Genomic DNA, 16512 nt, shown 5'->3' with positions numbered 1-16512 from the left:
CAAACTCAGGAATATTTAGAATTTCAACAATAAAGTAAAGAAAGGGAATAATATGATAGAGCTTAAAAATATAAATTTAGACAATATATCTATATCAGAGCAAATAACAAAAATTGAAGAGGAAGATAATGAGTTTAATATGGCATTGTTAGAGTATGGATATCATAAGAACTATATAACTCAAAATCATCTTATAGAGGAATTTTGGGATACTGTACAAGCTAGGATTGGAGTATTGCAAAAGGTAGGAATAGATGTAAATACAATTATGGAGCAATATCCTAAACATTTAGAAAAGATAAGAAACAGACCAAGAGATAAAAGATAAAAGGGGATGAATACAAAAATGATATATTATAAAGATGTTGAGGAAAGAGCAGTTAAAGCATCTAAGTATATTATAGATAACAAATCAACTATAAGAGAAACTGCAACAATATTTGGTGTAAGTAAAAGTACTATTCATAAGGATGTTACAAATAGAATTAATATTATCAATCCTATGTTAAAAGAACAAGTACAAAAGGTATTAGACTACAATAAGGAACAATGCTCGTTACGAGGTGGAATGTCTACAAAATTAAAATATAAGAGCTTGGGAGCAAGTTAAATTATTTAACAATATGGTTGGCTATCAATATAAGTGTATCAATATATTATCAATTGATAGTCAACTGATAATAGGATATATAAAAATAATGTGTAAATAAGGAGGTAGAGTATGAATAATGATAAAATCTTTCAAAAGACAGAAGGTAGATTATATAGATTTTATGAGGACCAACAAAAGATAAAATGTTTAGAATTAGAATGTATAGATTTAGAACAACAGAAAGAAAGAATAAGAAAAGATATACAAGAAACTAATGTATTTATAGAAGAAGAATCTAAAAGTATAACATATGAGGAAAGAGTACAAACCTCAAGTAATTGTACAAGTTATGCAGAAAGAGCATTAATTAATGAAATAGATAAATTAGAAAAAGAGTGGATTTATGTTAGAAAGAAACTTTTAAAGAAAAGAATTAAAATAAGAGAACTTGAAAGAAAAAATAGTAATATAAAAAATAATATAGAAATGCTATCAGAAGAAAATAAAAGGTTTATAGAACTTAAGTATGGTGATAAAAAGTCTTTTGAAGAAATAGGACAAGTTTTAAATATGGCAAAGGCAACAGCTCATAGAAAAAGAGAAGAGTTAATAAAAAACATAGGGATATGGATTAATATAATAAAATAGCTGATTGTAGTAAAATGTAATATAATATATTAATGGACAAGTTTAAAGAGGTGATAATGTGAAGGAAAATGAAAAATTAATGAAAATTTTTAAAAAAGATTTAAAAGTTAAATATAAAGTATATCATAAGGTTATTTATCATATAAAAAATGAGTATAGATATAAATTAAAAAATAATTTAGAAAGTATAAATAAAGAAAAAGAGAGATTAGAGTTAGAACTAGATTGTATAAAAAGTTCAAAGTTACAATATGTACTTCCAATTGGAACATTTGCTATAGGAGCTACTTTGAATAATATGAAAATGCTAAATAATATCTTAATGTTTAGGATTACAGTATTTGTTTGCATCTTAACTATGGTTGGATTGTGTATAATTGTTATAAATGATGAAAGAAAAGAAAGAACGTATAAGTATGCATTAAAGGCATTAAAAGAATTAGAAGAAGAAATTACACAAGAGGAGATAGAAAAAATAAACTTAAAAGTACTTGAAAATATTAACTAAATGTATTGTATAAAATAATGAAACGAAATGTATTGTATAAAATAATGAAACGAAAACGGAACGAATATGGAACAAAAACATAAAAAATATATAGTACAATAGTATTATAAAGTTTTAAGGGTTACATCCCCTTAGAGCACTTAGCAGAAAAAGCTAGGTGCTTTCCTTTATATAAAGAGTTATCCGAGATGGGTTAAGAAGGATTTTTTATATTTATTATAGAAATATAAAATTTAGGGAGGGGATATTTTGCAGGAAACATTTCTTGAAGATTTAAATATAATAAAAAGCAATAGAGTTAAACATTTAGTTGAATTGGAAAAGGCGATAAAGAAAGTATCATCTTATACTTGTAGAGGAGAAATTAATTTATTAAACAAATCATCGAATATACCAATTCTTCAGACACATTACGAATATTTTATAATTAGCATATTAGATGGAATGATAAAAGTAAGTGGATGTGATTCATTAGGGAAAGAAACACTTAATAAAACTATGATTTATAATTTTGATATAACTAGGTATTATGTAAGTGATACTTGTTTGACATTAGAAGGTAATTTATCAGAAGAACTAATTATGAGAATAACGATTGTATTTAAAGAAAAAATTAAAAAATAATTTTCTACAGTATTTTAGAACTCTAGAAATAGGGTTCTTTTTATTTTGCAAAAAGAAGGTGAGAATATGCTAGAGATTTATAGTTCTTACAGGTGTAAAACCTGTAAATACGAATTCGTTTTATTATCGGAACAGGAACAAGAGCAAATAAAGAACAGTAGATATTTAGTGTGTCCTTACTGTTCTAGTCAAAAAGTTGTAAAACAAAATAAAGCGGATAGCCTAAAAGAATGTATGAGTGCTAGAAGGTATAAAAGAGAAAAAGGTGCAATTAGGCAAAGATAATGAAAATGAAATATAATCCATCAGTTTATAAGTATAAAAATGTAAATAAAAGAAGGAAAAACTCCTAAAATGTAGAAGTATTTATATTAACATGCTTTAGGAGGATCATTATGAGCAAAAAAACAGTACAATTTGATTATTTTGAAATTTGGTGTGAAGTTGAAGAAGGAAATTCAGGAAAGATTAAAGAAAAAAAGTTTAATTTGAATGCAATATTTGATAAAGCAAGCAGAATAAATTCAAAAGATACTACATACCCTTATAGAGGAGAGAAAGCTAGAATTCAGAGCGTTGTTTTTGATGAAAATAGTTCTATATGGGAAGTTCAGTTGTTAAGATTAAGAGAAATAGCACCACCTGGATTAGCAAAAGACGATGGATCGTATGAAATATTTAAATTGGATGATGGAGAATATATAGGCGAATCAGTCTCTATGTTATATGATAAAATTAATTATGTATTATGTATACAAAGAAATTTTAATGCTATCCCACCTTCAGGTGTGGAAGAATATTTAAACAATTGTATAAATAAAAATCCTAAAATAAAGTTAAAACCAATAATTGAAAATAAAAAAGGCATAGAAAAAATAAATAAGAATAAGATTTTTAGGAAAATGGAAATAGGATTAGCAATGAAGGATTTGGATGGAATTGATACAGAATCTGGACTAGGAAAGACATTAAATAATTTATTAAAATTTGGTGGTACCAATGTTAAAATAGAAATATCTGTAGGGAATGCTAAGAGAGATAGAAGTTTAGCACCAGGATTATCAGAAGAAACAATTAATCAATTATATAAAAATGTTGCGACCACAAAATTAAAAGCAAATGTAAGGGATGTAGATGATACTAAAGTTGAAAAGATAGATTTGTTTGATGATAGATTAAAGGATTTAGACATTTTTGATGTTGATAGAGGTATGCCTCTTACACATGAGAGAGTGTATCCAAGATTAAGGGCAAAGTACTTAACAAGATTAGAAAATGGTGAATTTAAATAAGTGAGGTGATTTGATGGGGAGGTTTTTAGAAAGAATTTATCCATATGGCATTTCTGTAGTCATAGGTATAATTATTTTGTTAACAAAAACTGAGGTTTATAAAGTGATAAGATTAGAATTTATTTTAAATTCATCAATAACTTTCTCATCAACTTATATAGGATTTGTTATAACAGCAATTACGGTTTTGGTGGGATTAACACAAAAACCTATAATGAAATTCCTAAATAAAAAAAAGTTTTTAGATTTAATTGTAGAGTACTTTATGGCATCAATAATGATTGGAACTTTAGTTATAATATATAGTTTATATTTAGGGTATTCAGTTGATAATAATTGTATTGTGTCAAAAGTAGAATTTGCTGGATTTGTTATGATTTTTTTAAGTTTTTTATTATGCTTAATTAGAGTAGCTTCATTTTTGATGAAAATATTTCTTGTAATACAATATGAAGAAGATATATTTAACAATAATGGAGTTGAAGAAATAGATCCAAATAAACCATTTAGTAATAATATAATTAGCAAAAAGAGTCCATAAGGGACGTGACTGAAAAGGTATCAATACAACCTTGTAAAAAGGATTTTTTCAGTATCTTCTTATAAGGACTCTTTTAAATATGTAAAAAAATAAAATAGCTAACAATGAGGTGGTGGTATGGCAAGAACAAGAAGTCCAGATAGGGATAAAGCATTTGAAATATATAAAGAAAATAATGGTCAAATTGATTTAGTTAAAATAGCAGAGATATTAAAGATTTCACCTGGAACAATTAGAGGGTGGAAAAATAAAGATAAATGGAACGATAAATTAAATGGAACGTTCCAAAATGAAAAGAAAGTAGTAAAGAATACGGAACGTTCCAAAAGAAAAGTTAATAAAACAAATAAGGTAAAAAAAGAGCCAATTGCAGAAGAAGTAAAAGAGGTATTAGAGAATACTGAACTTACTGATAAGCAAAGGCTCTTTTGTGTTTTATATGTTAAGTGTATGAATGCAACTAAAGCTTATTTAAAAGCTTATACATGTACTTATGAATCGGCAATGGTAAATGGTTCTAGACTGCTAGGAAATGATAAGATAAAGGAGCAAATAGATAAGTTAATAGGTGCTAAGTGCAATAAAGAATTTCTAAGTAGAAGTGTAATACAGAAGTATATTGATATAGCATTTGCAGATATAACTGATTATGTAACATTTGGACAAGAGGAATTTGCAATAAGAGATGAAAATGGAAATATACAGTATGATGAAGATGGTAATATAAGGACGAGAAAATATAGTTATGTAAAGCCAAATGAAAGTATCAGAGTAGATGGAACACTAATTACCGAAGTAAGTCAAGGAAAAGATGGAATAAAAATTAAACTTGCTGATAAAATGAAAGCTTTAGATTTTTTAACTAAGCATTGTAACTTACTATCAGATGAAGAAAAGATAAAGCTTAATATTGAGAATAAGAAGCTTCAAAATTCTAAGATTGAATTAGAAATAAAAAATATAAAAGGTGATAATAAAAATAATAATGCAGAGGATTGGGTTAAAGCTATTGAAGCTATAGCAACTAAAAGAGGTAGTAAAAATGAATAAGGCTTTAATAACATTGATTGATAATTATTGGGATAATCCAGTATGGTTTGCAGAAGATATGTTAGGTTTTAAAGCCGATAAATGGCAATCAGATGTACTTATGTCTATAGCAAATTACCCAAAAGTTAGTGTTCGTTCAGGACAAGGAGTAGGAAAAACAGGACTAGAAAGTATAGTTATAGTTTGGTATCTGCTTACAAGACCATTTCCTAAAGTAGTAGCTACGGCACCAACAAGGCAACAATTATATGATGTTTTATGGGCAGAAGTAGCAAAATGGTTAGTAGGTTCTAAAGTTGAACAAATGTTAGAGTGGACCAAAACGAAAATATATATGAAAGGGTATAGTGAACGTTGGTGGGCAACTGCTAAGACGGCAACTAGACCGGAAAATATGCAAGGGTTTCATGAAGATTATATGTTATTTGTTGTAGATGAGGCTTCAGGTGTAGCAGACCCTATAATGGAAGCTATATTAGGAACTTTATCAGGTGCAGAAAACAAACTTCTTTTATGTGGAAATCCAACAAGAACATCAGGAACTTTCTATGATAGCCATAATAGAGATAGAGACTTATATAAAACATTCAAAGTATCGTCTATGGAAAGTCCTAGAACATCAAAAGAAAATATAGAAATGCTTAAAAGAAAGTACCATGAAGGTTCTGATCCATGGCGAGTAAGAGTATTAGGTGAATTCCCTAAGGGTGAAAGTGATTCATTAATATCATTAGAAGCAGTTGAAATGGCAACTATGAAAGAAGTAAATATAAATAATGATTATATATTAAATATAGGTGCCGATATTGCTAGATATGGTGCTGATGAAACAATAATAGCGCCAAGAATAGGGGGAAAAGTATTTGATTTATTAACTTATTCAAAACAAAGTACAATGGAAACAGCAGGTTGCATATTAAGAGCAGTAGATAAATTTAAAAATATATATGGACAAATAAATAAAGTTAAAATAAAAACAGATGATGATGGATTAGGAGCGGGAGTTACTGATAGATTAAAAGAAGTAGTATACCAAGAAAATTTAAAATATGAAATAATACCTATTCAAAATGGTTCTGATGCTATAGAAAAAAGTAATTACTATAATAAAGCGTCAGAAATGTGGGATGTAGTAAGACAAGAATTAGATGAAAACTTAAGTAATTATCTACAAGGAAGAGAACCAACGATACAACTTCCTAATGATGATAAATTAATAAAACAATTATCAAATAGAAAATATAGCATAGATTCAAAAGGCAGAATACAAATTGAAAGCAAGAAAGAAATGAAAAAAAGAATAGGAGAATCACCAGATAGAGCAGATGCAGTTATATATTCATTTGCTGAAAATAGAAATACAGAATTATCTTTATTGAAAGGAGGAAGAATATGGGGATAAAGCAATTTTTAAATAAATTACTTAATAAACCTACTGGGGAAATGATGAGAGTAGAAGGAGGAACCTATGGAGGAATGTACTCTTTAAACTCAAGTAAAGTTAATTATGAAGTAGCAAGAAAACTTTATAATAATAAAAAAGATGAATATAAGCTAGGAGCAGCATTTGTAAAACCTATTATAAATTCTACTGTAGGGTTCATGGGAGTTCCTAATTTTACAACAGAGGATGAAAATGCACAACCTATATTAGATGATTTTATATTGGACAATACTTCAAAACTGTTAAGAACACATAATGATGCTTTAAAGTTAGGAGATTGTTATGTATGGATTACAAGAGAAGAAAGAGAAAATCCTTTATACCCAGATAAACCAATAAGATTAATCTATAATATAATTCCTCCAGAAGAGATAAATGATATTATATTAAATCCAACAACTAAAGAGCCTATAGCATATATTTTAAAAAGTGAACAAGGGTGGATGGATTTAGAAGGAAACAAAAAGAAAGCTAAGATTAAACAAAGTATAACTGCTGAAAGTAGGATTATAGAAATTGAAGGGGACATTCCAGAAGGCATAGAACCAGGAGAAATACCTAATACTTGGAGATTTATACCTATAATTCATTTTAAAAATGAGCCAGACGAAACTATGAAATATGGGCAAAGCGATATAGAACCAATAGAACCATTAATTAAGGCTTACCATGATGTTATGATGCATGCTTTAAAAGGAAGTAAAATGCATAGTACACCTAAGTTGAAGATGAAGTTAAAAGATGTCACGGGATTCTTAAGAAATAATTTTGGAGTAGAGGATCCTGTTAAATTTGCTAAAGATGGTGGAAAAATAAATCTTGATGGTCATGAAATATTATTTTTAGCTGATGGAGAAGATGCCTCTTTTATAGAAGTTAATAGTGCAACAGGAGATGCACAGATATTATTAAAACTTTTATTTTATTGTATAGTTGATGTATCAGAAACTCCTGAGTTTATATTTGGAGTTCATACACCTAGCGCATTAGCTAGTGTAAAAGAACAAATGCCTATTATGGTAAATAAAATAAGACGTAAGCGAGAGCAATTTACAGAACAATGGCAAACATTAGCAAGAATGATATTAGTAATGTCTTCGCAATCAACTGGTATAAATTTTACATCTTATAGTTCTACATTAGGTTGGGATGAAGTCAATCCTAAAGATAGTAAAGAACTATCAGAAACATTAGAAAAGATAAGCAATGCATTAGACAAAGCATTAACAGGTGGTTTTATAAGTGAAGAGTCAGCAGTAAACTTCTTTGCCCAATATGTAGATACAATGAATGAATATATTAGTGATGATCCTGAGATAGTTGGTGAAAGAGAAAAAATAATTAAAACAAAAATGTTAAGGTATAGGCTTGATGATGCATCAGGATTAGAAGAAGAGAAAGAAGAAATTGATGAGGAATTAAATAAGAATGTTAAGTGACGTATTTAGAGATTTAAAACAAATAGTATTTCTCTTTTTAAAAGTTATAAAAGGTATATTGAGATTAAGTACTTTGGAAAATTTTAAAAATTTGTGGAGCTATAAAAATAATGAGTAAAGAAATAGATGAATTAAAATCAATAGCAGGAGATTATAAAATATGGGCATTGAAATCTAGAAAGAGATTTATAGATTTAAGATTTCAACAAGACTTAGAAATTAGAGAAATATATATAAGGCTTACTAATAATATATCTAAGCAATTAAAAAAAGAAGGATTATCACCTTTTAATAAAAAGAGATTAGAACAAATGTATCTTGTATTAAGTCAGAGTGAATGGATACTTAAAAAGAAATTAATTAACAATTTTAAAAAATATAGTGAAGCTAATATAGAAGCTGCGACAGGGTATTCTAAAGCTATTTTAATCAATGGAATAGAAAAAACAGGAGTAAAAAAAATAGAAAAACCAATTATTGAAAAAATGTATTTTAGAACTAATGAAAAAGCAGTAGAAGCAATATGGAATAGAACAAAAGAAGGATTATATCTTTCAGATAATATATGGTCTAAAGCTGAAAAGTATAGAAATACTATGACTACTATAATTCAAGGAGCAGTAGCAGAAGGACAAGATTGTGTTAAGACTGCTAGAATGTTAGACCAATATGTTTTAAAGGGTAAAAAAACATTAGTTGATGATTATCCTAATATGATAAAAAGAATAGGAAATAGAGTACCTTCAGATATTAGTTATGAATCTTTAAGGCTTGCAAGAACAAAAATGACCGCAGCATATGGAGAAGGAACATTGATATCAGCTAGTGTCAATCCTGCAGCTAAAGGTATAAAGTACATACTGTCTAATACACATCCTAAGCCAGATATGTGTGATGCAATATGTGGTGTAGATGATTATGGCTTGGGGAGTGGTGTTTATCCAGTAGAGAATGCTCCAAGCTATCCATTTCATCCTAATTGCTTATGTACTGTAATTACTGTAACTGAAAAACCAAAAGATTTTGTACAAAGACTTAAAAGGTGGCAAGCAAATCCTATGAGTGAACCAAGTTTAGAAAGTTGGTATCAAAATGTTTATAAGAAATATATTACTTAGTTACTATATAAAAATTGAATATAGAGGTTAATTAAGCACTTAGAGAAGTCTGGGTGCTTTTATTATTTGTAAAATTAAAGTAGTACATGCAAATGTAATTAGTCTTTAGGAGTATGTCTTTTATGAGGATCTACTTTTGTTCCATCGCTTTTAGTATATCCTTTTACTTTTACTGTCATTGGGCCTTTTCTAGCAGGCTTTTCTGTACATTTACCTTTTGTCATAAAAATCACCTCCTTCCAAATTTAGTAGAGATTAAATTTAGAAAGCATGTACTACAATTTAAGTATAACAGAAAGAAGGTGTGTTATGGATGTTTTGGATAATGTGAGAATAGGTTCAAGTGACTATAAAATAATAATATCAAATCAAGTACTTGTAGTTGACAGATGCGAGTGTAAGGGAATGATAGATTTTGAATTTCATCAAATTAAAATTAATAATCAAGTACAAGATAAACAAGGTCAGGAACAAACATTTTTGCATGAATTAATACATGGAATAGTAAAAGAAAGAAGTTTAGATTTATTAAATAGTGATGAAGAAACTATAGTAAATGAAATAGCTTTAGGATTACATCAAGTAATTAGAGATAATAAATCAATATTTACTAATAAAAATGAAACAAATATTGATGAATTAACTGAAAAAGTAACTAGAAACATGAGTAATACTTTAAAAAGTCGAGTTGAAGGGAGGTGAAAGTAAGATGGATGTACAAATTCCTATAGGAGAAATGGCAGAAGAAATACTTACAGGTGAAATGGATTTACTTAATGCTACTATATCAAATGTAAAACCGAGTGATATACCTTTGGCTAATGGTGTAGATGTAGAGACAATGAAAGCTATGGATAAAGATCCTTTAGAAGTAGTTGTTGAAATACCAGCAACTAAAAGCAAAAGAGGATGGAATTATACAACTAAAAGTTTAAAGGATATAGTTGACTACACTAATTCAAATACTTTAAATGGATTTTTGGGACATCAAAAAGCTGAAAATATAAGCACAGAGTTTGTTCCACCTGCTACATCATGGATAGGTGCAGAAATGAAAGGTGATAAAGCTTATTTTAGAGGACTTATAGATGCTGATGCGACCAATCTTAAAAGATGGCTTAGAACAGGTAGAATAAAAGAAGTAAGTATATTTGGATATCCTAAGATTAAAAAGGGAGCTAAAGGAGAAATAGAAGTAGTGGGTTATAATCCATTATCAATTGATTGGACACCACTACACAGACCAGGAATGCCGACTAAAATAGTTGGTATGGAAATGGAAGATATAAATGAGCATGCAAAAGGAGAACAGTTAGATGGTTCTTTTGAAAAACTTAAAGAAGATTTAAGAGAAGCAGCTAAAGTTTATTTTAATGCTAATGGAAATGGTAGTTATGTTTGGGTGAGAAGTGTTAGATATGATGATAGTACAATTATAGTTGAATATGAACAACAAAACTTACCTACAAAGCTATATAGTATTCCATTTACAATAAACAATAATCAAGTTGTGTTAGGAGATAAAACAGAAGTTGCAGAGCGAAGAATTTTTGAACCTATAACAACAGGAGAAATGAATGAAGGAGGAAATAAAAATATGACATTTGAAGAATTAATGAAAAATTTAAAAGGATTACTTCAAACTGGCCAAGTAACATATGCACAAGTATTAGGAGAAATGGGACTTACAACAGATAAGATAGCTGGTGAAATGGAAGAAGTTAAAGCAGCAGTAGAAGCTAAAGATACTTTGATAAAAGTTAAGGAAGCCTTAGAAATTAGTGGCGAAATGGATATAGTAGACGTTGCAAAAAAAGCACATGAAGCTATAGAAAATAATAAGAAAGTTGAGTTTAATAAAACAGTTGATGAAGTAATTAAAGAAAAGGTTAATGGTGAAATGGCTCAAAACTTAGTTAGAAAAATGCTAAAAGTTGAAGAAGGATCTACTAAAGAAATTATAGCAGGTGAAATAGATGCAGTATTAAAAGATGAATTTGTTAAAAACTTTATTTCTAATAATTATATAGATACTCCAGCAGGAACTAAAACTCCTAGTAATGGAGATTCAACAACATCAACATTAAGAACAAAAAAAGTATCAATATAGGGAGGTAGCTAATAATGGCATTTAAAGGTCAACCAATACCAAGTAATTTATATAATATATCAAGTGGTAAAATAAGTGATGGTAAATCAGTAAGAGTTAAATCTATAGGAGCAGTAGCAGAAGGTAATTTCTATTTAATAGATGGATTCTTTGGAATGGCAACTCAATCGGCAACTACAGGACAAGAAGTAGTTCTTAATATTGAACAGGCAGAATTTGAAACAGATCAAATTGATAAAACTCAAACATTTGCAGTAGGTACTTCTATATATTGGAATGATACAAAAAAGCAGTTCACTGAAACAGACACAGGTAATAGAAAAGTAGGTAGAGTTAGTGCTACTAAAGATTCTAACAATGTTATTTGGTTCATATTAGGACCACAAGCATAATAAAGGGAGGATAAAAGTATGTTTAATATTTATAGTACAGAAACACTTAAAGCTGAAAGAAGAAAGCAAACAGTAGAAACAAAAATTCCATTTGTATTAAATGGACAAAACTTTGAAGTAGATAAAAAAATAGTTAATGGTGAAATGGAGGCCGTAGAGCTTACAAAACCTATGGGAGAAATGCTTAGAAGTGGCAGTTTAGAGCAATATAAAGATCTATTAAGAAAAGTGGTACTTGACGTTGAATTAGGACGTGAACAAGTACCACTTTTGTATAAACCAATATATGATTTACTATCAGATGCAAACATGCCAAGAGTTATTGATGCAAAATGGGCATTATATGGAACTGTAATATTTAGTGAACATATGGAAGGTCAAGAAGTTAAATTTGGTTCATTGCAAGCTGAACAAGGTCCAGTTGCCAGAATCTTAACTTACACTGCAGGATTTGAATATACAAAAGAAATGAAGGATTTCAATGATAGTTTCTCAGTGGAAATTTTAAATAAAGCTATGGGTGAGGCTTATAATGCATTACTTAACCATATATATTTTAATCCTATAATTGGATTTTCATATAAAGCTGATAATAAGACTACTTACCAAGGAACAGCAGAAGATGATTTATGGGTAGGATATTATAAAACATTTAATAAAGCATTAAGTGATACTAGAGGTAAGAAAAGAGCAGGTAATATATTATTAGCATCCAGTATGGATAAAGATAATATAGAAATGGCGCTTAAAGGTGGCTATCAAATAAATGGAACTACGTATCCAGCAGTAAGCGGAATAGATAGTGTAATTTATTACGATGGTTGGGAAACAACTGTAGGTAAAAAGAAAGTATCTTATGCAGGGGTAGATAAGGGTAAATGCTATTTGATAAGACCTAAAAGAGGATTTAAAGAGTTGTTAAGACAAGACCTAAAGATAGAAGCTCAAGCAGGAGACTTAAGTAGATTAGTAGAGGAACAGATAATTGGATATGCTTACAGAGGTGTTTATGCAGCAATAGAAGAAAATGTTCAAGAAATAACTTTAAAATAGCATTCAATTTGTGAGTGCTATTTTTCTATGAGGTGGTAAATTTATGACACCAACAGATAAATCAATAATAAAATTAAGACTCTTACTAAATGATAAAGATAGTAAGAGTTTTTCTAATGATGAAATAGAAATGTTTATTGAAGAATCAGATTGTATTTATTGTGCTGCTTATCAAGGATGGATATTAAAAGCTACACAGTATGAAAATTCAGTAGGAGAAATAACAGAATATAAAACAGGTGAGGAAAGCTATAAAAGTGCTAACATAAAAGATTTAGTTTCAGTAGCTTACCAAAATGCAGAAAAATATAAAGCCATGTGTAATAAAAAAAAAGAAATTGGAAGTTTTATGTTAGGAATTGATACGGAGATAAATTTATGATTACTGTAGAAAGAAGAAAGGCTGATATTTTAAAAAGCATTGAGCTTAACCCTACTGAAATAATAATTAAACAAGTAATTAAAGTTTTAAAAGATGGGTATTTTGAAGAAGAAGAAAAAGAAGTTAAATTAACAGTAAGAATATATCATCAAAAACACCCTGAAATGATTACTACAAGTAATACTATAGGTACTGCATATACAACTAGAAGATATGGAATGTTAGTTGATTATACAAATAAGTTAGAAGTAGATTCTAAGAATTTTATAGAATTTGATTGTTTATATGGACATATGAAAATAACAGCAGTATATCCACAAATAATTAAAAATGAAATATGTGGGTATCAATGTGATTTGGAGCGTGCAGACTAAATAAGTGATAAGGAAGTGAGTAATATGGGGTTTGAAGTGTTTGATTTTATTGATAGAAAAAAAGCTGGCATGTATGCATTGTGTGATAATTGGGCTAGCGTATTAGAGGGCGAAGCTAAAACAAATGCAGATTGGAAGGATAGTGAAGAAAATAAAACGTGGAAGGCACGCACAAACCATGCAAGGCAAGCAATGCATGGAGGAGTAAATGTAAGAGGCAATAATTACAGTATATTTATTAGTCATGGTGTTGAATATGGGGGAATTCTTGAAGAAGGAAGTAAACCACATACTATAACACCTAAAAATAAACCATATTTATGTTTTAGAGGAAGTGATGGTGATTGGAGAAAGACAAAAGTCGTACATCATCCAGGAACAAAAGGATTCAAAACATTAGAAAATACTTTAGAGAGAAATAAAGGAATGATTGTAGAAACAATTATTCAACATTGGAGTGATTAAAAATTGAGGGCAGGAATAAGAGAATATTTATTAAGTAATATTCCAGAATTTAAAGGTTGTTACGAGCCTACAGTTCCAGATAAAGATAGTGTTAAGCCATATGCAGTAATTTTGCAAGGTAGTGATGATGATAATGGTGAGGTAGTTGGTTTTAAAAGAACTATAGAAATATGGTTGTATGAGAAAAGAACTACTTTTAAAAAATTAGATTTATTATCTGAAAAAGTAATAAAAGCTTTAAATATGCAAGTAATTAAAGACTTAAAAGAAAATGAAACTTTCACTTGTGTGTTTGAAGGTACTATAGGACAAGACATTATAGATGAAGAATGGAATGCAATAGCTAGAGGATTAAAGTTTAGTATTATAGCACTACATGAAGAAGATGAAGAGAATACAGATACTTGGTTAGATGCTTTAGAAAGTTATACTAAACAAATAACTGATTATCCTGTGTATTTGAATAGTTGGAAACAAAACTTTCAAGTGCCTTCTATACTTTGGAGAGTAGCTAATACGAATAAAGAACGTATTAGTGGGGCTTTAATTAAAGAAAATAAGACTTTAGTTTGTCATGTAGCTAATAACAATAAAAATGAGATTAACAAGTTATTAGACACTATAGAAGATAAGCTTATTACAGATTTAAAGATACCTTTAAATTTAGCAGACAAACGATATCTTACTATAGAAAGTATACAGGAAGATAGAGAAGCAGATATGTTATCTAAGGGACAATTAACAGTTAAATTCTTTAGAAGAAAGATGATAGAGCAAAAGGAACAGCCTATAATAGAAAAAATTTATGGTAGAGGAAATTTAGAATAGGAGGGCTAATATGGCAAAAGAAACTACAGTAGAGGTAAAAACAACTAAGGTAGAAACAAAATATTCAATAGAAGATTTTTTAAATAATTGTGAAGCACTTGGCTACAAAAGAGAAGTAGTTGCAGGTGCTTTATTTAATTCAAAGGAAAAAGAATTTACTAAAAGTGAATTTCAAGAGAAAGTAAAAGAATTTTTAGGAAAGAAGGTGCAGTAACATATGGCTACAGGAAATTGGAATGAAAATAACAGGCCACGAATACCAGGATTTTATAATCGTTTTAAAACTAAGGCAGAAGAAAGAATTGGAACTGGCATACATGGTATTTTAGCAATGCCAGTAAAATCGGATTGGGGACCAACTAAAAAAGTAGTATCTATTAAATCCGAAAAAGAACTAAAAAAAGAATTTGGAGAGAATATGGATTTAACTGCTTTTAGATTAGGTAGATTAGCGTTGTTAGGAAATCCAAAAGAATTATTACTTTATAGAATGATAGATGATAGCGCAAAATGTTTAACGCTAACTTTAAAGAATAGTGAAAATACACCTACAGATATTATAACTTTAGAAAGTAAATATCCCACAACAAGAGATTTTAACATAACTGTAAGAACAAATTTAATAGAGCAGGATAAAATGGATTTAATTCTGTTTGAAGGTAGTAAACAATTATTTGCTATAACTGCTTTAGATAATAATTTAGATGAAGTAGTTGAGAGAATTAACAGTAATGTAGAAAACATATATATAAATGCTAAAAAAATTGATAATGCAACTGGATTGTTAGGTGAAATATCAAATAAAAAGTTTACAGGTGGAAATGATGGCATAAGTTCAATCACCAATGAATGTTATTTAGAAGCTATGAAAGCATTTGAAAGTTATGGAATAGATGGTTTTACATTAGATGGTGTAACAGATACATCACTTCAAAACTGTGTGAAAGAATGGGTTATAAGAAATAAAAATGAAGGTATAAATATAATAGCTTTCTTAGGTGGGTCTAAAGAAGAAACTTTGGAACAGGCAAATAGTAAATCAAAAGAATTTAATCATGAAGATATAGTTAATATCTTCTGTCATGGCTACTATGAAGGAAGGAAATACACACAAGCAGAGGTAGCAGTATATGTAGCAGCACTTGGAACAGGACAAGGATTAGGGGAAAGTTTATGTAATGCTGTAACTGTTTTTGATGAAGTTGAACCTAGATTATCTAAAGTTGAGATTGAAACTGCATTGAATAGCGGAACTTTAGTATTAGCAAAAGATGATAATGATGTAATCATTGTGGACGACGTTAATACGTTGAAGAACTATCCAGATGATAAATCAGATGTATTTGGTTCAATTCGTGCAGTTAAATTTTTAAATGCAGTTGACGGTGACACTTCACTTAAACGAAAAGATTTTGTAGGAAAAGTGAATAATGATGATACAGGTAGAACAGTAATAATTTGTGCATTAAAAAAATATTTTGAAACTTTAGCTAAGATAGGAATTATAGAAAATGACTTTATAGTAGAAGTAGATAAAGAACTTCAAGAAAATGCAGTATCAGATGAATTTTTTTGGAGATGGGATGCAACTTATGTTGATGTTGTTAAACGTATTTATGGAACTGGATATGTGAGGAAGTAGAAAGGATAGT

General features: G+C 28.9%; 23 protein-coding genes. 22 read left to right on the top strand and 1 reads right to left on the bottom strand.

Going from position 1 to position 16512, the window contains the following annotated elements; all coding sequences use genetic code 11:
- The first annotated feature begins 52 nt into the window (after positions 1-52).
- From CSGHG_RS20775 to CSGHG_RS12690, 12 genes are all read left to right on the top strand, one after another.
- Complete coding sequence (locus CSGHG_RS20775) at positions 53-328, top strand: hypothetical protein (RefSeq protein WP_010295940.1); 276 nt, start codon at positions 53-55, stop codon at positions 326-328.
- 18 nt (positions 329-346) lie between these two features.
- On the top strand, positions 347-610 hold the full coding sequence (locus CSGHG_RS12745; protein WP_010295937.1) for a sporulation transcriptional regulator SpoIIID: 264 nt from the start codon (positions 347-349) through the stop codon (positions 608-610).
- Between the two features lie 111 nt (positions 611-721).
- Complete coding sequence (locus CSGHG_RS12740) at positions 722-1240, top strand: hypothetical protein (protein ID WP_010295935.1); 519 nt, start codon at positions 722-724, stop codon at positions 1238-1240.
- A gap of 58 nt (positions 1241-1298) precedes the next feature.
- Positions 1299-1748 (top strand): hypothetical protein, encoded by a 450-nt coding sequence (locus CSGHG_RS12735; RefSeq protein ID WP_010295932.1) that lies wholly within the window; start codon positions 1299-1301, stop codon positions 1746-1748.
- A gap of 249 nt (positions 1749-1997) precedes the next feature.
- A complete protein-coding gene (locus tag CSGHG_RS12730; protein ID WP_010295929.1) occupies positions 1998-2372 on the top strand; it encodes a hypothetical protein in 375 nt (124 codons plus the stop codon).
- A 66-nt stretch (positions 2373-2438) separates the two neighbouring features.
- Positions 2439-2657: a hypothetical protein gene (locus CSGHG_RS12725; protein WP_010295927.1), complete on the top strand. Its 219-nt coding sequence runs from the start codon at positions 2439-2441 to the stop codon at positions 2655-2657.
- A gap of 110 nt (positions 2658-2767) precedes the next feature.
- Complete coding sequence (locus CSGHG_RS12720; RefSeq protein ID WP_010295925.1) at positions 2768-3664, top strand: DUF6731 family protein; 897 nt, start codon at positions 2768-2770, stop codon at positions 3662-3664.
- Positions 3665-3677: 13 nt separating this feature from the next.
- Positions 3678-4205 (top strand): hypothetical protein, encoded by a 528-nt coding sequence (locus CSGHG_RS12715; RefSeq protein WP_010295922.1) that lies wholly within the window; start codon positions 3678-3680, stop codon positions 4203-4205.
- Positions 4206-4322: 117 nt separating this feature from the next.
- Positions 4323-5255, top strand: coding sequence for a terminase small subunit (locus CSGHG_RS12710; protein ID WP_010295920.1), 933 nt, complete (start codon positions 4323-4325; stop codon positions 5253-5255).
- Positions 5248-6657, top strand: coding sequence for a DEAD/DEAH box helicase family protein (locus CSGHG_RS12705; protein WP_010295917.1), 1410 nt, complete (start codon positions 5248-5250; stop codon positions 6655-6657). Before CSGHG_RS12710 ends, CSGHG_RS12705 begins: the two co-directional genes overlap by 8 nt.
- Positions 6648-8138: a phage portal protein gene (locus tag CSGHG_RS12700; RefSeq protein WP_010295914.1), complete on the top strand. Its 1491-nt coding sequence runs from the start codon at positions 6648-6650 to the stop codon at positions 8136-8138. The genes CSGHG_RS12705 and CSGHG_RS12700 overlap by 10 nt, the downstream gene beginning before the upstream one ends.
- 110 nt (positions 8139-8248) lie before the next feature.
- Positions 8249-9256: a hypothetical protein gene (locus CSGHG_RS12690; RefSeq protein ID WP_010295911.1), complete on the top strand. Its 1008-nt coding sequence runs from the start codon at positions 8249-8251 to the stop codon at positions 9254-9256.
- A gap of 98 nt (positions 9257-9354) precedes the next feature.
- On the opposite strand, the gene CSGHG_RS24690 is transcribed toward CSGHG_RS12690, so the two are convergent.
- The gene (locus CSGHG_RS24690; protein ID WP_268869866.1) at positions 9355-9480 is read right to left on the bottom strand and encodes a hypothetical protein; all 126 of its coding nucleotides are present in this window, start codon (positions 9478-9480) and stop codon (positions 9355-9357) included.
- Between the two features lie 85 nt (positions 9481-9565).
- Between CSGHG_RS24690 and CSGHG_RS12680 the strand changes: the two genes are divergently transcribed.
- The 10 genes from CSGHG_RS12680 to CSGHG_RS12635 are packed head-to-tail and all read left to right on the top strand — an operon-like array spanning position 9566 to position 16502.
- Entirely contained in the window at positions 9566-9958 is a 393-nt protein-coding gene (locus CSGHG_RS12680) for a hypothetical protein (RefSeq protein ID WP_010295908.1), read from the top strand.
- A gap of 7 nt (positions 9959-9965) precedes the next feature.
- A complete protein-coding gene (locus CSGHG_RS12675; RefSeq protein ID WP_010295905.1) occupies positions 9966-11366 on the top strand; it encodes a hypothetical protein in 1401 nt (466 codons plus the stop codon).
- A gap of 14 nt (positions 11367-11380) precedes the next feature.
- Positions 11381-11758 (top strand): DUF2190 family protein, encoded by a 378-nt coding sequence (locus CSGHG_RS12670; RefSeq protein WP_010295899.1) that lies wholly within the window; start codon positions 11381-11383, stop codon positions 11756-11758.
- An 18-nt stretch (positions 11759-11776) separates the two neighbouring features.
- Positions 11777-12811: a phage major capsid protein gene (locus CSGHG_RS12665; RefSeq protein ID WP_010295896.1), complete on the top strand. Its 1035-nt coding sequence runs from the start codon at positions 11777-11779 to the stop codon at positions 12809-12811.
- 43 nt (positions 12812-12854) lie between these two features.
- A complete protein-coding gene (locus tag CSGHG_RS12660) occupies positions 12855-13193 on the top strand; it encodes a hypothetical protein (protein WP_010295894.1) in 339 nt (112 codons plus the stop codon).
- Positions 13190-13567, top strand: a complete 378-nt coding sequence (locus CSGHG_RS12655; RefSeq protein WP_010295892.1) for a hypothetical protein — start codon at positions 13190-13192, stop codon at positions 13565-13567. The genes CSGHG_RS12660 and CSGHG_RS12655 overlap by 4 nt, the downstream gene beginning before the upstream one ends.
- Positions 13568-13591: 24 nt before the next feature.
- Positions 13592-14032, top strand: coding sequence for a hypothetical protein (locus CSGHG_RS12650; protein WP_010295889.1), 441 nt, complete (start codon positions 13592-13594; stop codon positions 14030-14032).
- Positions 14033-14035: 3 nt separating this feature from the next.
- Positions 14036-14860: a DUF6838 family protein gene (locus tag CSGHG_RS12645; RefSeq protein ID WP_010295887.1), complete on the top strand. Its 825-nt coding sequence runs from the start codon at positions 14036-14038 to the stop codon at positions 14858-14860.
- A 10-nt stretch (positions 14861-14870) separates the two neighbouring features.
- Positions 14871-15074 (top strand): hypothetical protein, encoded by a 204-nt coding sequence (locus CSGHG_RS12640; RefSeq protein ID WP_010295884.1) that lies wholly within the window; start codon positions 14871-14873, stop codon positions 15072-15074.
- A gap of 3 nt (positions 15075-15077) precedes the next feature.
- Positions 15078-16502, top strand: coding sequence for a phage tail sheath subtilisin-like domain-containing protein (locus CSGHG_RS12635; RefSeq protein WP_010295881.1), 1425 nt, complete (start codon positions 15078-15080; stop codon positions 16500-16502).
- Positions 16503-16512 lie beyond the last annotated feature (10 nt).

Source organism: Clostridium senegalense JC122, from assembly GCF_000285575.1.
Classification (GTDB): Bacteria; Bacillota; Clostridia; order Clostridiales; family Clostridiaceae; genus Clostridium_J; species Clostridium_J senegalense.
The sequence above is the reverse complement of the archived record's forward strand: the minus strand, read 5'-3'. Positions and strand labels throughout refer to the sequence as shown.

Excerpts from the sequence above, each read along its gene's own strand:
- CSGHG_RS12635 (WP_010295881.1), top strand. The coding sequence starts at position 15,078 with ATGGCTACAGGAAATTGGAATGAAAATAACAGGCCACGAATACCAGGA.
- CSGHG_RS24690 (WP_268869866.1), bottom strand. The coding sequence starts at position 9,480 with ATGACAAAAGGTAAATGTACAGAAAAGCCTGCTAGAAAAGGCCCAATG.
- CSGHG_RS12660 (WP_010295894.1), top strand. The coding sequence starts at position 12,855 with ATGACACCAACAGATAAATCAATAATAAAATTAAGACTCTTACTAAAT.
- CSGHG_RS12715 (WP_010295922.1), top strand. The coding sequence starts at position 3,678 with ATGGGGAGGTTTTTAGAAAGAATTTATCCATATGGCATTTCTGTAGTC.
- CSGHG_RS12705 (WP_010295917.1), top strand. The coding sequence starts at position 5,248 with ATGAATAAGGCTTTAATAACATTGATTGATAATTATTGGGATAATCCA.
- CSGHG_RS12725 (WP_010295927.1), top strand. The coding sequence starts at position 2,439 with ATGCTAGAGATTTATAGTTCTTACAGGTGTAAAACCTGTAAATACGAA.
- CSGHG_RS12670 (WP_010295899.1), top strand. The coding sequence starts at position 11,381 with ATGGCATTTAAAGGTCAACCAATACCAAGTAATTTATATAATATATCA.
- CSGHG_RS12665 (WP_010295896.1), top strand. The coding sequence starts at position 11,777 with ATGTTTAATATTTATAGTACAGAAACACTTAAAGCTGAAAGAAGAAAG.
- CSGHG_RS12650 (WP_010295889.1), top strand. The coding sequence starts at position 13,592 with ATGGGGTTTGAAGTGTTTGATTTTATTGATAGAAAAAAAGCTGGCATG.
- CSGHG_RS12700 (WP_010295914.1), top strand. The coding sequence starts at position 6,648 with ATGGGGATAAAGCAATTTTTAAATAAATTACTTAATAAACCTACTGGG.
- CSGHG_RS12710 (WP_010295920.1), top strand. The coding sequence starts at position 4,323 with ATGGCAAGAACAAGAAGTCCAGATAGGGATAAAGCATTTGAAATATAT.
- CSGHG_RS12680 (WP_010295908.1), top strand. The coding sequence starts at position 9,566 with ATGGATGTTTTGGATAATGTGAGAATAGGTTCAAGTGACTATAAAATA.
- CSGHG_RS12720 (WP_010295925.1), top strand. The coding sequence starts at position 2,768 with ATGAGCAAAAAAACAGTACAATTTGATTATTTTGAAATTTGGTGTGAA.
- CSGHG_RS12640 (WP_010295884.1), top strand. The coding sequence starts at position 14,871 with ATGGCAAAAGAAACTACAGTAGAGGTAAAAACAACTAAGGTAGAAACA.
- CSGHG_RS12690 (WP_010295911.1), top strand. The coding sequence starts at position 8,249 with ATGAGTAAAGAAATAGATGAATTAAAATCAATAGCAGGAGATTATAAA.
- CSGHG_RS12675 (WP_010295905.1), top strand. The coding sequence starts at position 9,966 with ATGGATGTACAAATTCCTATAGGAGAAATGGCAGAAGAAATACTTACA.
- CSGHG_RS12655 (WP_010295892.1), top strand. The coding sequence starts at position 13,190 with ATGATTACTGTAGAAAGAAGAAAGGCTGATATTTTAAAAAGCATTGAG.
- CSGHG_RS12745 (WP_010295937.1), top strand. The coding sequence starts at position 347 with ATGATATATTATAAAGATGTTGAGGAAAGAGCAGTTAAAGCATCTAAG.
- CSGHG_RS12740 (WP_010295935.1), top strand. The coding sequence starts at position 722 with ATGAATAATGATAAAATCTTTCAAAAGACAGAAGGTAGATTATATAGA.
- CSGHG_RS20775 (WP_010295940.1), top strand. The coding sequence starts at position 53 with ATGATAGAGCTTAAAAATATAAATTTAGACAATATATCTATATCAGAG.